Genomic DNA, 16,741 nt, shown 5'->3' with positions numbered 1-16,741 from the left:
GGGGCCGTTGGGCGCGGTCAGGCCGTTGCTCGCGCCGTCCTGGTTGACGGCCGAGCCGCGGACGACGGCAAGGACCCGGTGGCCGTTGCGCCGCGCGTCCGACAGCCGCTCCAGGACCAGCAGGCCCGCGCCCTCGCCCCACCCCGTCCCGTCCGCGGCAGCCGCGAAGGGCTTGCAGCGGCCGTCGGGGGCCAGGCCGCGCTGCCGGGAGAACTCCACGAAGGTGTTCGGCGTGGCCATCACCGTCGCGCCGCCCGCGAGCGCGAGGTCGCACTCGCCCTCGCGCAGCGCCTGCGCGGCCAGGTGCATCGCCACCAGCGACGACGAGCACGCCGTGTCGACGGTGAGGGTCGGCCCCTCCAGGCCGAAGGTGTAGGCGAGCCGGCCGGAGGCCACGCTCGGCGTGCTGCCGGTCATGATCTGGCCCTCGTAGCCCGCCGGGATGCGGCCGAGGAAGCGCGCGCCGTAGTCGTCGTACATGATGCCGGTGACGACCGCGGTGCGGCTGCCGCGCAGCGTCACCGGGTCGATGCGGGCGTGCTCGAAGGCCTGCCACGCGGTCTCCAGCAGCAGCCGCTGCTGCGGGTCGGTGGCGAGCGCCTCGCGCGGGCTGATGCCGAAGAACTCGGCGTCGAACAGCGCGGCTTCGCGCAGGAAGCCGCCCTCGCGGGTGTAACTGCGGCCCGGCTGCTCCGGATCCGGGTCGTACAGCCCCGCGAGGTCCCAGCCGCGGTCGGTGGGGAAGGGGCCCGTCGCGTCCACCCCGTCGGCGACCAGTTGCCACAGGGCGTCGGGGGAGTGGACGTCGCCGGGGTAGTGGCAGGCCATGCCGACGATCACGACGGGGTCGGCGTCGGTGCGGACCGCTGGGGCGGCGGGGGCAGGGGCAGCCGTGTCGGTGCCGGGGAGTTGGGCGAGCAGGTGGCGTACGAGGGCCTCGGGGGTCGGGTAGTCGAAGACGGCCGTGGCGGGCAGCCGGACGCCGGTCGCGGCGGTCACCGCGTTGCGCAGCTCCAGCGCGGTCAGCGAGTCCAGGCCGAGGTGCTGGAAGGTCCGGCCCGGTTCGACGGACGCGGGGTCGGGGTGGGCCAGGACGGTGGCGACCTGGTCCCGTACCAGATCGGTCAGGATCCGTTCGCGTTCCGCCGCGGGCAGCCCCGCCAGCCGTTCCGCCGCCCCCGTGGCCGCCGCACCGGCGGCGGTGGGCGCCGGGGAGCGGACGAGGCGGCGCAGCAGCGGCGGCAGCGGGCCCGCGGCGGCCTGGCCGCGCAGCACCGCGAGGTCGAAGCGGGCCGGGACGAGCACGGGGTGCGGCTGCCCGAGGGCGGCGTCGAAGAGGGCGAGGCCCTGCTCCCGCGACATCGCGGCGGTGCCCGAGCGGGCCATCCGGGCCAGGTCCGCGGAGCCCAGGTGCCCGGTCATACCCGCCCCGTCGCCCCACAGGCCCCAGGCCAGGGCGGTCGCGGTGCCGCCTTCGGCGCGGATGCCCTCGGCGAGCGCGTTGAGGAAGGCGTTCGCGGCGCCGTAGTTGCCCTGCCCCGGACTGCCCAGGACCGAAGCGGCGGAGGAGAAGAGGACGAAGGCGGCGAGGCCCGCGTCGCGGGTGAGCCGGTGCAGGTGCCAGGCGGCGTCCGCCTTCGGGGTCATGACGGCGTCGAGCCGCGCGGGCGTCAGCGCGCCCACCACCCCGTCGTCGAGGACGCCCGCGGCGTGCACCACGGCGGTCAGCGGATGTGCGGCGGGTACGCCCGCGAGCAGCGCGGCGAGCGCCGCCGGGTCGGTGACGTCGCACCGCTCGACCCGCACGTCGGCGGCGAGTTCGGCCGCGAAGGCGGCGATGCCCTCGGCGTCCGGCCCGCTCCGTCCCGCCAGCAGCAGATGCCGGACGCCGTGGTTCTCGACCAGGTGCCGGGCGATGAGCCGTCCGAGCGCGCCGGTACCGCCGGTGACGAGGACGGTGCCGTCGGGATCGGGCGCCGGGGATGCCGCGTCCGCGCCGGGCGGCGCGACGACCAGCCGCGGGACGAGCAGCCGGTCGCCGCGAAGGGCGAGTTGGGCCTCGTCGCCGGCTGCGGCGGCCCTGAGGGCGTCCCAGGTGGCTTCGGTGCCGGTCGCGCTCACGTCCGCGAGGACGATCCGCCCGGGGTGCTCGGCCTGCGCGGCCCGCAGCAGCCCCCACACGGCGGCCCCCGCCGGGTCGGCCGCCGCGTCCTGGGGTCCCGCGCCGACAGCGCCCGAGGTGAGGACGAGCAGCCGGGTGCCGGCGAACACCTCGTCGGCCAGCCACTCCTGCAGCGGCGCGAGCACGCCGAGCACGGCACCGCGCGCCCGTGCGGGCGCCTCCCCGCCGGGCTCGGCGGCGACGGCCAGCACGACCACGTCGGGGACCGCCTCCCCGGCGGCGAGGGCGGCACGCAGCGCGGCGAGGTCACGGTGCCGTACGGGCGGGGTGCCCGCGAGCCGCGCGGCGGGGTCGGTGCGAGCGCCGGTGCCGAGCAGGCTGTCGTGCGGACCGCCGGCCGTGCCGGACGGGCCGAAGGTTCGCGGGTCCCCGCCGTGCGGGCCCGCGTGATGCGGACCGGTGGTGTCGAGGGGAGTGCCGTGCGGGGCGGTGGCCGCCGGGTCCGGGTCGGCGGGAGTGCGGGCGGTGCCGGTCGGGCGCGCGTGGTCCGGGACGGGGGTCCGCGGGGCCGTGGCGTCCGGGCCGGTGGTGTCGAGGGGAGTGCCGTGCGGGGCGGTGGCCGCCGGGTCCGCGCCGTACGTGTCGCCCGGGTCGGCTTGCCCGCGGGCGGGGCCCGTACCGGCCAGGTCCGCGACGGAATCCGTACCCTCGGGATGCGGGAGGGCGCCGCCCGCGGTGGAAGGCGCCGTCTCCGCCGGGGACTTCGCGGCGCCCGCGGTGACCAGCGCCCACCGCCCGGCCGGGAGCGGCTCACCCGCGGGCAGCGGCAGGGGCTCCCACTCCAGCAGGTGCAGGGAGCGGTCCGCGGCTCCCGCGGCGACGCGCCAGCGGTCGGCGGCGACCGTGCGCAGCGTCAGGGTGTCGACAGCCGCGACCTCCGCGCCGGTGTCGTCGCGCAGCCGCAGCGTCACGGTGTCCGGGCCGGTCGGGGTGATGCGGGCCAGGAGGCGGGAGCGGCCGCGGGCGGACAGCCGGACGCCGTCGAAGGCGAAGGGGAGCCGGACGGTGCCGGGTGCGCCGCCCGCCTGGTGCGCGGCGGTGAAGAGGTCGCCGATCGGGTGCAGGGCCGCGTCCAGCAGCGCCGGGTGCAGCGCGTAGCCCGCGCTCTCGGCGCGCTGCCCGTCGCCGAGCGCGATCTCGGCGAAGATCTCGTCGCCCGCCCGCCAGGCCGCGCGCAGCCCGGTGAAGGCGGGACCGTAGCGGTAGCCGTCGCCCGCCAGCCGCTCGTACAGCGCGGCGGCGTCGAGGGCCTGCGCGCCCGGTGGCGGCCACTGCCCGGGCCAGTCGGCGGCGGGCGGCGCGCCGCCCGCCGGGGCGAGGGTGGCCGTCGCGTGCTGCTGCCAGGGGCGGGGGACTTCCGGGCCCCCGTCCTCGGGGAGGTCTTCCCCGGCGGGCCGGGAGTGGACGGTGAGCGCGCGCCGCCCGGCGGCGTCCCCGGCGGCGACGGCCACCTGCACCTCCACGCCGCCCGCCGCGGGCATCAGCAGCGGCGCCTCCAGCGTCAGGTCCCGGACCTCCGGGCAGCCGGCCAGGGCGCCCGCGTGCAGGGCGAGTTCGACGAAGAGCGTGCCCGGCAGCGGCACATGGCCGACGATCGCGTGGTCGGCGAGCCAGGGCCGGTCGCGCAGCGCCAGCCGGCCGGTCAGCAGCAGCCCGCCGCCCGCCGGCTCGACGACGGCGCCGAGCAGCGGGTGGCCGCTGCGCTCCAGCCCCGCCGACCGCACGTCCGCCTCCCGGCCCGCGGCGGCCGGCCAGTAGCGGCGCCGGTCGAAGCGGTAGGTGGGCAGGTCGGCGACGGCGCCCCCGGCGGGGAAGGCGGCGGAGAAGTCCACGGTCTCGCCGTCCGCGTGCAGCCGGGCCAGCGCGGTGAGCAGCGTGCGCGGCTCGTCACGTCCCTCCCGGAGCGCACCGGCCAGGACGGCGGGCTCGCCGGGCGGCTCCTCCGCCGCGAGGCAGCCGCGGGCCATGGCGCTCAGCACGGGGTCGGGACCCAGCTCCAGGAAGCGCGACACGCCCTCCGCGCGCAGCGCGGCGACCGCGTCCCGGAAGCGCACCGGCTGCCGTGCGTGCCGCACCCAGTAGTCCGGGTCGCTCAGCTGCTCGGCGTCCGCGAGGGCGCCCGTGACGTCGGAGACGACGGCGATGCGCGGCGGCGCGTACGTCAACGAGGCCGCGATCTCCCGGAATTCGCCGAGCACCGGCTCGATGCGGGGCGAGTGGAAGGCGTGGCCGACGCGCAGCCGCCGGGTGCGCACCCCGCGCCCGCGCATCGTCCCGGCGATGTCCGCGACCGCCTCCTCGTCGCCCGAGACGACCACCGCCCGGGGCCCGTTGACGGCCGCCAGCGACACCTGGTCCTCGCGCCCGGCCAGCAGCGCCGCGACGTCCTCCTCGGCGGCCTCCACGGCGACCATCGCGCCGCCCGCGGGCAGTGCCTGCATCAGCCGCCCCCGGGCCGCGACCAGCCGCGCCGCGTCCGGCAGCGACAGCACGCCCGCGACGTGCGCGGCCACCAGCCCGCCCACCGAGTGGCCCACGACGTACCCGGGCGCCACCCCGAAGGACTCCACCAGCCGGTGCAGCGCGACCTCGACCGCGAACAGCGCGGCCTGGGTGAATTCCGTACGGTCCAGCTCCCCGGCCCCCGTACCGCCGGGCGGCGCGAGGACCAGCTCCCGCAGCGACCGCCCGAGCAGCGGGTCCAGTACGGCGCAGGCCTCGTCGAAGGCCGCGGCGAACACCGGGTAGGCGGCGTGCAGTTCACGCCCCATGCCGGGGCGCTGGCTGCCCTGCCCGGTGAAGAGGAACGCGGTGCCCGCCCGGCGGACCGCGCTCCCCGGCGCGTACACCCCGGGGTGCGCCCGCCCCTCGGCGAGATCCGCGAGCCGCGCCGCCAGCTCCCCGCGGTCCGCGCCCAGCACGACCGCGCGGTGCTCCAGCGGCGAGCGGCCGGCGGCCAGCGCCCGCCCGACCGCGGCGACCGGCACCTCCGGACGCGCCGCGACGTACTCGCCGAGCGCCGCGGCCTGCGTCCGCAGGCTCCGCGCACTCCGCGCGGACACCACCCACGGGAGGGCGGTGCCGGTGCCGGCATCTGCGGCGGGTGCGGTGGTGCCGTGAACGGTGCCGGCCGCCGGCCCGGCGGCCTCCTCCGCTGTTCCTGCGGCGTCCGCGCCGGCCTTCGCGCCCGGCCCCGCGGCCCCGGCCGCCGCCGCGCGCCCGGGGCCGTCCGCGCTGATGCCGCCCGCCGTCCCGGCGGCCCCGGCACCCGCCTCCGCCGCCCACTGCGCGGGCACGTCCTCGATGATCAGGTGGGCGTTCGTGCCGCTGATGCCGAAGGACGACACCCCTGCCCTGCGGCGGCGGTCGCCCGCGGGCCAGGGGAGGGGATCGGCGAGCAGGCGCACCGCTCCGGCGGTCCAGTCGACGACCCGGGTGGGGCGGTCGGCGTGGAGGAGGGCGGGCAGGGTGGCGTGCCGCATCGCCATGACCATCTTGATGACGCCCGCGACGCCCGCCGCGCCCTGCGTGTGGCCGATGTTCGGCTTGATCGCGCCCAGCCGCAGCGGCCGGTCCGCGGGCCGGTCCCGGCCGTACGTCGCCAGCAGCGCCTGCGCCTCGATCGGGTCGCCCAGCGCCGTGCCGGTGCCGTGCGCCTCGACCGCGTCGACGTCGGCGGGGGCCAGGCGGGCGTTGTCCAGCGCCTGCCGGATCACCCGCTGCTGCGCGAGGCCGTTGGGGGCGGTCAGGCCGTTGCTCGCGCCGTCCTGGTTGACCGCGGAGCCGCGCAGCACCGCCAGCACGCGGTGGCCGTTGCGCCGCGCGTCCGACAGCCGCTCCAGGACGAGCAGCCCGGCGCCCTCGGCGAAGGCCGTGCCGTCGGCGCCCTCGGCGAAAGCCTTGCAGCGGCTGTCGGCGGCCAGGCCGCGCTGCCGCGCGAACTCGGTGAAGACGTACGGCGTCGTCATCACGGTCACGCCGCCCGCGAGGGCGAGGTCGCACTCCCCGCCGCGCAGCGCCTGCGCCGCCAGGTGCAACGCCACCAGCGAGGACGAGCACGCCGTGTCGACGGTGACCGCCGGCCCCTCCAGGCCGAGGGTGTACGCGATCCGGCCGGACAGCACGCTGGGCGCGTTGCCGGTGACGAGGTGGCCCTCCGCCGCCGGGTCGACGTGCGGGGTGCCGAAGCCGGGCAGGGCCGTGCCCGCGTACACCCCGACGGGCGCGCCGCGCAGCGACACCGCGGGGATGCCCGCCCGTTCCAGCGCCTCCCAGGCGACCTCCAGCAGCAGCCGCTGCTGCGGGTCGATCGCCCCGGCCTCGCGCGGGCTGATGCCGAAGAACTCCGGGTCGAACAACGCGGCTTCGTGCAGGAACCCGCCCTCGCGGGCGTAGCTGGTGCCGGGGTGGGCGGGGTCGGGGTGGAAGAGCCGGTCCAGGTCCCAGCCCCGGTCGGCGGGGAAGGCGGTCATCGCGTGCCGGCCGGACGCGACCAGCTCCCACAGGTCCTCGGGTGACCCGACCCCGCCGGGGTAGCGGCAGGCCATGGCGACGATGGCGACCGGCTCGTGCCGGGCGTCCTCCACCTCGCGCAGCCGTGCCCGGGTGTCGTGCAGATCGGCGGCGACCCGCTTGAGGTAGTCGACCAGCCGCTCGTGCGTGGCCTCAGTGGTCACGTCGTGTCACCGCACCTTCCGATGCCGGGAGTTGGCGGGATTGCCGGGGATTGCGAGGGGGTGCCGGGGGGTGCGGAGGTCGTACGCGGGGGTGCCGCGGCGGCCGGGAGCCGGGCGCCGTCCGCCGCCGGGAACGCTCTTGCCGGGGCGCCCGGCGCGGGGCGCCCCGTACCGGGCGGCGGGGAGACCGGGCTCATGACAGTCCGAGTTCCTTGTCGATGAAGTCGAAGACCTGGTCGGTCGTCGCGCCGTGCAGCCGTTCCGCCGCCCCCGCGCCGCCCGGCCCCGCACCGTTCGCGGCCGCCGCGTGCCCGGCCTTCCACCGTGCGAGCAGCGCCTCCAGCCGCCGCGTGACCTTGTCCGGCCCGCGGCCCGCCGCGCCCGTGCCGCCCGCCGGATCGGCCTGCGCAGCCGCCTCCAGCGCCGATTCGAGGTCGGCGAGGCTGCCGAGTACGGGCGCGTACGCGTCCTGCGGCCCGGCGTCCGGGGCGCCGTCCGGCGCGAGGAGGGTGCGCAGGTGCTCGGCGAGTGCTTCGGCGGCCGGGTGGTCGAAGACGACGGTCGCGGGCAGCCGCGCACCGGTCGCGGCGGTGACGCGGTTGCGCAGCTCGACGGCGGTGAGCGAGTCGAAGCCCAGCTCCTTGAACGCCGCTTCCGCGGGCACCGCCCCGAGGTCGGAGTGCCCCAGCACCGTGGCCGCGTGCTGCCGCACCAGGTCGGTGAGCAGCCGCCGCTGCTCGCCCGCGGCGAGCCCGGCCAGCCGGGCGGGCCAGTCCACCGGCCCCTGCCCTGCCACCGCGGCGGGGCGGGCCGCCGGGCCGGTACGGGCACCGGCCCGCGCGGCGGCCGCGAGCGCGCGCAGCGGCGGCGGCAGCGCGGCGCCGGGCTGGGCGGCGAGCGCGGCGGTGTCGAGGCCGAGGGCGAGCAGCGCGGGCCCGCCGTGCCCGAGCGCGGCGTCGAAGAGGGCGTAGCCCTGCTCGGCGCTGTTCGGCGCGATGCCCTGCCGGGCGATCCGTGCCACGTCGGAGCCGGTGAGCCGCCCGGTGAGCCCGCTCGCGGCGGCCCACAGCCCCCACCCGACCGACACCGCGGGCAGGCCCGCGGCCTGCCGCCGTTCGGCGAGGGCGTCGCAGAAGGCGTTGGCGGCCGAGTAGTTGGCCTGCCCGGGGGTGCCGAGCACGGAGGCGAAGGAGGAGAAGAGGACGAACATGCCCAGCGGCAGCCCCTCCGTGAGCGCGTGCAGATGCGCCGCGCCCGCGGCTTTCGCGGCCCACACCTCGGCGAGCCGCGCGGGGTCCTGCGAGGCCAGCATCGCGTCGGACACCACGCCCGCCGCGTGCACGACGCCGGTGAGCGGATGCGCCGGGTCGATGCCCGCGACGGCCTCCCGCAGCGCCGCCGCGTCGGCGGCGTCCGCCGCGGCCACCCGGACCCGGGCGCCGAGCGCGGCCAGCCGGTCCGCCAGCTCCCCGGCGCCGGGGGCCGCGGGCCCCGACCTGCCGAGCAGCAGCAGGTGCCGTACGCCGTGGGCGCGTACCAGGTGCTCGGCCACCAGGCCGCCCAGCGTGCCGGTGCCGCCGGTGACCAGCACGGTGCCTTCCGGGTCGAGCGGCGGCGGCACGTCCAGGACGAGCTTGCCGGTGTGCCGGGCCTCGGTCAGTTCGCGCATCGCCTCCCGGATCCGGCCGAGCCGGCGTGCCGTGACGGGCGGCGGCGCCAGCGTGCCCGCCGCGAACAGGCCGCCCAGGACGTCCAGCATCGCCGCGACGCGCTCAGGGCCCGCGTCCGCGACGAGGTCGAAGGCGCGGTATTCCACGCTGTGCTGCAGCGCGACGACCTCCGGGTCGCGCAGGTCCGTCTTGCCCATCTCGACCAGCCGCCCGCCGGGCGGGAGCAGCCGCAGCGACGCGTCGGTCAGCTCGCCCGCGAGGCTGTTGAGGACGACGTCGACGCCCCGTCCGCCGGTCGCGGAACGGAAGGCCTCCTCGAAGCCCGCGTCCCGCGACGACGCCCGGTGCGCCGCGTCGATCCCCATCGCGTCGAGCACCCCGTGCTTGCCGGGGCTCGCCGTCGCGAAGACCTCCGCGCCCAGGTGCCGGGCGATACGGACGGCCGCCGTGCCGACGCCGCCGGTCGCGCTGTGGACCAGCACCCGCTCGCCCGCGCCCAGCCCGCCGAGCTCCACCAGGCCGTACCACGCGGTGAGATACGCCACCGGGCTCGCGGCGGCGGCACGGAAGTCCCACCCGGCGGGGACGGGCGCGAGCATCCGGGAATCCGCGACCGCGACCGGACCGAAGGCGTCGTCGAACAGCCCCATCACCCGGTCGCCGGGCACCACCGACGCCACGCCCGGTGCGACCTCCAGCACCACGCCCGCGCCCTCGATGCCCGGCGTGGCCGCTGGATCGGGGTACATCCCGAGGGCGATCAGCGCGTCGCGGAAGTTGAGGCCCGCGGCCCGTACGGCGATCCGCACCTGCCCGGCAGCGAGCGGCGCGGACGCCCGCGGGCTCGGCACCGCCGCGAGGTCGTCCGGCCCGGTCCGCCCCGCCGCCACCCGCCACCGGGGCACACCGTCCGGCGCGGCCAACTCGGCGTCTCCACCGGCTGGTTCGAGCCGCGGTACGAGGACGCGCCCGGCCCGTACGGCGATCTGCGGCTCACCGGCACGCACCGCCGCGCCCAGGGCCGCGGGAAGGAACGCACCGGACGCGGTGGATTCGGTGCCGGCCAGGTCGACGAGCAGGAAGCGCCCCGGGTGCTCCGTCTGCGCGCTGCGCACGAGCCCCCACACCGCGGCGGCCGCCGGGTCCACCGGGCCGGCCCCGCCGCCGGCCGCGACCGCCGAGCGCGTCACCCACGCCAGCCGCGCCCCCTCGAAAACCTCGCCCGCCAGCCACTCCTGAGCCAGCGCCAGCGCCTCGCCCGCCACCGCCAGCCCGCGCCCGGCGTCGTTCTCGCCCTCGGGCCCCGACCCGGACCCCGCGAGCACCCCGGCGAGGACGACATCGGGAACCGCCGCCCCCGAACCCACCGCCCGGGCCAGGGCGGCAAGACCGTCGTACCGCTCGGCCCCGCCCAGGCCGGGCAGGACGTCGCCCAACACGGCGAGCCGCAGCGGTGCGGTGTCCGTGCCGTCCGGCAGTGGTGGGGTGTTCGCGGTGGTCGTCCGGGTCGGGGTGGCGAGGCGGGTGTGTGGTTGGGCCCCGGTCGGGTCGGGCAGGGTGTCGCCCGGCGTGCCGTCCGGCAGTGGTGGGGTGTTCGCGGTGGTCGTCCGGGTCGGGGTGGCGAGGCGGGTGTGTGGTTGGGCCCCGCCCAGGTCGGGCAGGACGTCATCCGGCGCGGCGCCCGCGCCGCCCGGCAGCGGCACCCACCGTACGGCGAGCAGCCCGTCCGTCCCCTGCTCGCGGCTCGCGGCGCGCAGCTGTCCGGCGCCGGTCTCCCGCAGCGCCACCGCGTCCGCGGTCAGCACCGGGGCGCCCGCCGCGTCGGCGATCAGCACCCGCAGCCCTTCCGGTCGCGGCGACAGCCGCACCCGCACCCGCGTCGCGCCGTCCGCCCACAGCCGCACCCCGTTCCACGTGAAGGGCAGCAGCACCGTGCCGTCCTCCCCGAACGAGCCGAGGAGCACCGGCTGCACCGCCGCGTCCAGCAGCGCGGGGTGGACGCCGAAGCCGCCCGCCTGCTCGGCAGCGCCCTCCGGCAGCACCACTTCGGCGAGCGTGTCCGCCCCGTCGCGCCACACCGCCCGCAGCCCGCGGAAGGCCTCCCCGTAGCCGTAACCGGCGGCCGCGGCGCGCTCGTGGAAATCCTCGACGGCGACGGGCTCCGCGCCCGGCGGCGGCCAGGCGCCGTCCAGACCCTGCGGCACGGGGCCGGGCTCCGCGGGCGCCAGCGTGCCCGTCACATGGCAGGTCCAGTCCGCGGGGGCGCCGGGCCCGTCGCCGTCCGGCCGCGAGCACACGCGTACGGTCCGGCGCCCGTCGTCGCCCGCGCCGTCGACCAGCACCTGCACCAGCAGCCCGCCCGACCCGGACAGCGCCACCGGCACCTGGAGCGCCAGCTCCTCGACCACCCCGCAGCCCGCCTCGTCCGCGGCCCGCAGCAGCCACTCCACCAGCACCGCGCCCGGCACCAGCGGCAGTCCTGCGACGACGTGCTCCGCGAGCCACCCGGCGTGTGCGGCGGGCGCGAGCCGTCCCGCGAGCAGCAGCCCGCCGTCCGCGGTGTGCAGGGACACCGGCAGCAGCGCGTGCCCCTGCCCGCCCCCGGCAGCGCCCGCCCCCGCGGCGGCGGGCGCTGCGGACGGCAGCCAGTAGCGCTCCCGCTGGAAGGCGTACACCGGCAGCGGCACCGCGTGCGGGGTGCGCCCGGCGGCAGTGAACCAGGGCGTCCAGTCGACGCCGACGCCCGCGGTGTGCGCCTCGGCGAGCGCCCGGCACAGCCGCTCGGGCCCGCCCTCGTCACGGCGCAGCGTGCCGGTCGCGACGGCGGGCACGCCCGCCGCCTCGAAGCACTCCTGGAGCCCCGGCAGCAGCACCGGGTGCGGGCTGGCCTCGACGAACACCCGGTAGCCGTCGGCCAGCAGCGCCTGCACGGTGTCCGCGAGCCGCACCGGCTGCCGCAGGTTGGTGAACCAGTAGCCCGCGTCGAGGCGGGTCCCGTCGGTACGCGACGCGGTGACCGTCGAGTAGAAGGCGACGTCGCAGGCGGCTCCGGTCACCCCGGCCAGGGCGCCCGCCAGCTCGTCCGCGATGCCGTCCACCTGCGGCCCGTGCGAGGCGTAGTCGACGTCGATCGCCCGCGCCCGCAGGCCCGCCGCGGCAGCCGCCGCCACCAGGTCCGCGACCTGCCCGGGCGGCCCCGACACCACCGTGGACGACGGGCCGTTCTCCGCTGCGACCGCCACCTGCGGCGCGTGCTCGGCGGCCAGCTTCGCCGCTTCGGGCGCCCCGCAGCTCAGCGCGGCCATCGCGCCCTGCCCGGCCAGCGACCGCAGGGCCCGCGCGCGCAGCGCCACCACCCGGGCGCCGTCCTCCAGCGTCAGCGCGCCCGCGACGCAGGCCGCCGCGATCTCGCCCTGCGAGTGGCCCACCACGGCGGCCGGCACCACGCCGTGCTCCGCCCAGACCGCCGCGAGCGACACCATCACCGCCCACAGCACGGGCTGCACCACGTCCACCCGCGACAGGTCCGCCGCGTCGCCCTCCCCGCGCAGCACGCCGGTCAGCGACCAGTCGACGTACGGGGCGAGGGCCTGCTCGCACGCGGCGATGCGGGCGGCGAACACCGGGGAGGCGGCGAGGAGTCCGACGCCCATGCCGAGCCACTGCGACCCCTGGCCCGGGAAGACCAGCACGGGGCCGGGGCCCGTGCCGCCCGCCGTACCGCGGACGACCGCCGGGTCCGGGGCGCCCGCCGCGAGCGCGTCCAGGCCCGCGAGCAGGGCCGCGCGGTCGCCGCCCACGACGACCGCCCGGTGCTCGAACGCCGTGCGGCGCGTCGCGAGCGACCACCCGACATCGGCGGTGCCGCCCGCCGCGCCCTCCTCGTCCAGGAACGCGCGCAGCCGGGCGGCCTGCGCCCGCAGCGCCGCCTCCGACCGGCCGGAGACCGGCCAGGGGACCACGGCGGGCGCGGGCTGACCGTCCGGCTCCGGCACGCCGTCCGGAACGGGGGCCTGTTCGAGGACGAGGTGCGCGTTGGTGCCGGACACCCCGAACGCCGACACGGCGGCCCTGCGCGCCCGCCCGGTGTCGGGCCACTCCCGCGGGCCGGTCAGCAACCGGACCGTGCCGGCGCTCCAGTCGACGTGGTCGGTCGGCTCGTCGAGGTGCAAGGTGGGCGCCAGGGCGCCGTCGCGCAGCGCCATGACGGTGTTGATCGTGCCCGCGACGCCCGCGGAGGCGTGCGTGTGGCCGATGTTGGACTTGATCGAGCCGAGCCACAGCGGGCGCTGTTCGGGCCGGTCCGCGCCGTAGGTGGCGATGAGCGCCTCGGCCTCGATCGGGTCGCCCAGCCGGGTGCCCGTGCCGTGCGCCTCGACCATGTCGACGTCCGCGCCGGTCAGGCCCGCGCTCTCCAGCGCCCGCCGGATCACGTCCTCCTGCGCCAGGCCGTTGGGGGCGGTGAGGCCGTTGCTCGCGCCGTCCTGGTTCACTGCCGAGCCGCGCAGCAGCGCCAGCACCTCGTGCCCGTTGCGCCGCGCGTCCGACAGCCGCTCCAGCACCAGCAGGCCCGAGCCCTCCGAGAAGCCGGTGCCGTCCGCCGCGGCGGCGAAGGGCTTGCAGCGCGCGTCCGGCGACAGCGCCCGCTGGCGGCAGAACTCGGTGAACATCAGCGGTGTCGACAGCACCGTCACCCCGCCCGCCAGCGCCAGCGAGCACTCGCCCTGCCGCAGGGCCTGCCCGGCCAGGTGGATGGCCACCATCGATGACGAGCACGCGGTGTCCACGGTCACCGCCGGGCCCTCGAAACCGAAGGTGTAGGCGACGCGCCCGGAGATCACGCTCGTCAGGCTGCCCGTCGTCGCGAAGCCCTCGAAGCCCTCCGGGATCCGCGGCAGGCCGGAGACGTAGTCCTCGCTCGACACCCCCACGTACACCCCGGTCCGGGCGCCGCGCAGCGTGGCCGGCACGATCCCGGCGTGCTCCAGCGCCTCCCACGCCAGCTCCAGGACGACCCGCTGCTGCGGGTCCATCGCCAGCGCCTCGCGCGGGCTGATGCCGAAGAAAGCGGCGTCGAAGCGGTCGACGTCGTGCAGGAAGCCGCCCTGCGAGACGTAACTCGTCCCGAAATGGGCCGGGTCCGGGTGGTAGAGGCCCTCGAGCGGCCAGCCGCGGTCGGTGGGGAAGTCGCCGATCGCGTCGCCGCCGGAGCGCACGAAGCGCCGCAGCTCCTCCGGCGAGCGCACCCCGCCGGGGAAGCGGCACGCCATGCCGACGACGGCCACCGGCTCGTGCCGGCCCTGCTCCAGCTCCTGGAGCCGGGTCCGGGCGTCGTGCAGTTCGGTCGTCACCCGGCGCAGGTACTCGACCAGTTGGGCCTCGCTGACCATACGTCACCTGCCTTCAGCGGGAGGAGTGCGGACGGGAGTGCGGGTCGGCGACGGTGCCGAGCTCGTTGTCGATGAACGCGAGCAGCTCGTCGGCGGTCGCCGACGCCAGCCGGTCCGCCGCGTCCGGTGGCGGCGACTTCTCCTGCGGGGGCTCGTGCGGCGGCTGCTCCGGGGCCAGCCGCTCCTCCAGGAGCCGGGCCAGCCGCTCCGGCGTCGGGTGCCGGAAGACGACCGCGGCGGGCAGCCGTAGCCCGCTGTCGGCCACCAGGCGGTTGCGCAGCTCGACGGAGGTCATCGAGTCGAAGCCCAGTTCCTTGAAGGATGCGTCGGCGCGGATCGCCCCGGCGTCGGCGCGCCCGAGGACGGCCGCCGCATGCCCGCGCACCAGTCCCAGCACGGTGTGGTGCCGCTCGGCGGCCGCCAGGCCGGTGAGCCGTCCCGCCCAGCCGCTGCCGCCGTCCGGTTCCGGCGCGGCGGCGACCGGCCGCACGGGCACGGCGCCGGGTGCCGCGGTGGCCGGCGCCCGCAGCTCGGCCGCCTCCCGGAGGCTTCGCGCCGTACGCGGGCGGAGCAGGACCGAGGCGGCGTCGAGCAGGGGGGCTCCCGCCGGGTCGGCCAGGACGAGGCGGAACTCGCGCTCGTCCGAGGCGGTTTCGGCGCCGCCGAGCGGTACGAGCCGGGCCCGGGCGGCGCGTGCGCCGGTCGCGTGCAGGCGTATTGGGCCCCACGCGAAGGGCAGCCACAGCCGGTCGGCGGCGGTGTCCGCCTCCTCCGCCAGGAAGAGGCACTGCAGTGCGGCGTCCAGCAGCACCGGGTGGAGGCCGAAGCCGTCGGCCTCGCCGGCGGTCGGGTCGGGCAGCGCGAGGTCCGCCACGAGTTCGCCGCCGTCCCACCACAGCGCCCGCACGGCGCGCAGCGCGGGACCGTACGCGTAACCGCGCCGCCCGGCCCGCTCGTACCCCGCGCCGACGTCCACGGCCCGCGCCCCGGAGGGCGGCCAGGGGCCGGGGGGAACGGCGGCGGGGGCCTGCTCGGCGGTGTTCACGGCCACCACGGCGGGCTCCTCCGCGGGAGGGGTCAGCGAACCCTCGGCGTGGAGGGTCCAGCCGCTGCCGTCCCGGCGTGAGGAGATGCGCAGGGCGCGGCGGCCCGCCGTGTCCGGCGCGCTCACGGCCACCTGGGCGAGTACCGCGCCCGCCGGCCTCGCGGGTTCGAGCGGGGCGCGGAGCAGCAGCTCCTCCAGGGCGGCGCCGCCGGACCGGTCGGCGGCCAGCAGCGCCCACTCCACCAGCGCCGCGCCGGGCACGAGCCCGACACCCGCCACCGTGTGGCCGTCCATCCACCCGGCGGGCAGCAGGCCGTTCAGCACGAGCCCGCCGTCGGCGAGTTCGACCGCCGAGGTCAGCAGCGGGTGCCCGGCGGGCCGCGCGCCCGCACCGGACACGGGCGGCGTGCGGCGCCCCTGGTCCGGCGCGAGCCAGTAGCGCTGCCGCTGGAAGGGGTACGTCGGCAGCTCGACCGTGCGCGCGGGGCGCCCCGCGCCGGCACCGCCGTCGCCGTCGTCGAACCAGCGGGTCCAGTCGACCGCGAGCCCCGCCGCGTACGCGTCCCCGAGCGCGCGCGCCACCTGCCGCAGGCCACCCTGGTCGCGGCGCAGCGTCGGCACGGTGGCAGCCGCGACGTCCGCCTCCTCGACGCATTCGCGCAGCGCCGGCAGCAGCACCGGGTGCGGGCTGACCTCGATGAACACCCGGTGCCCCGCGGCGAGCAGGGCTTCGACCGCCGAGGTGAAGCGCACCGGGCGGCGGAGGTTGGTGAACCAGTAGTCCGCGTCCAGCGCGTCCGTGGGCTGCGGGGCGCCGGTGACGGACGAGTAGAAGACCGGACCCGAGGCGGTGGGGCGGAGCCCGGCGAGGTCGGCGCGGACCGTGTCCGCGAGCGCCTCGACCTGGGGGCCGTGCGAGGCGTAGTCGACGTCGATGGTCCGCGCCCGGCCGTCCGCCGCCTCGCACGCTGCCACGACGGCCGCGACCTGGTCCGGCGGCCCGGACACGACCGTGGACGCGGGCCCGTTGAAGGCGGCCACCGTCACCTGGGCCGCCGCCGGGCCCAGTTCGGCGAGGAAGCGCTCGGTCTCCGTGCCGCCCAGGGCGAGCGACGCCATCGTGCCCTGCCCGGCCAGCGCCCGCAGCGCCCGCGACCGCAGGGCCACGACCCGGGCGCCGTCCCGCAGCGACAGGCCCCCGGCCACGCAGGCCGCGGCGATCTCGCCCTGCGAGTGTCCGACGACGGCCGCGGGCCGTACGCCGTGGTGGGCCCACACGGCGGCGAGCGACACCATCACCGCCCACAGGACGGGCTGGATCACGTCCACCCGGGAGATCTCGGCCGCGCCCGGCGTCCCGCGCAGCACGTCCGGCAGCGACCAGTCGGTGAAGTCGCCCAGCGCCTGGGCGCATTCGGCGATGCGGGCGGCGAACACGGGCGAGGTGTCGAGGAGTTCGACGGCCATGCCGCGCCACTGCGAACCCTGCCCGGGGAAGACCATCACCGGGCCCGCCGCCGCGGACAACGGCTCGGGGACGGGGCCTTCCCCCAACGCCCGCAGTCCCGCGAGCAGTTCCTCGCAGTCGGCGCCGCAGACCACCGCCCGGCAGCGGTCCGCCGAGCGCGTCGCGACGAGCGACCAGCCGATGTCGGCCGGGGAGTGCGCGCCGTGGACGTGCGCGGCGAGGTTCGCGGCCTGGGCGCGCAGGGCTTCGGGGGTGCGGGCGGACAGTATCCAGGGGGTGATCTCTCTGGTGGGGGTGGGTGCGGGTTCCG

At 78.3% G+C, this 16,741-nt stretch carries 3 protein-coding genes; all 3 read right to left on the bottom strand.

The genetic code is table 11. The features are described 5' to 3' along the window. Positions 1-6,858 (bottom strand): type I polyketide synthase (locus IH54_RS0137150; protein ID WP_043183353.1); only part of this gene is annotated, 6,858 nt, incomplete at its 3' end. Positions 6,859-7,051: 193 nt separating this feature from the next. After that, complete coding sequence (locus IH54_RS44095; protein WP_031525563.1) at positions 7,052-13,918, bottom strand: type I polyketide synthase; 6,867 nt, start codon at positions 13,916-13,918, stop codon at positions 7,052-7,054. Positions 13,919-13,931: 13 nt separating this feature from the next. Continuing rightward, on the bottom strand, positions 13,932-16,741 hold a 2,810-nt coding region (locus tag IH54_RS0137140; protein ID WP_031525560.1), incomplete at its 5' end, for an acyltransferase domain-containing protein.

Source organism: Streptomyces sp. NRRL F-5123 (assembly GCF_000721495.1).
Classification (GTDB): Bacteria; Actinomycetota; Actinomycetes; order Streptomycetales; family Streptomycetaceae; genus Actinacidiphila.
Note: the sequence above shows the minus strand (reverse complement) of the source record. Positions and strands in the feature narration are given on the sequence as shown.

Bases quoted from the DNA above. Each gene is read 5' to 3' on its own strand.
- IH54_RS44095 (WP_031525563.1), bottom strand. From the start codon at position 13,918: ATGGTCAGCGAGGCCCAACTGGTCGAGTACCTGCGCCGGGTGACGACC.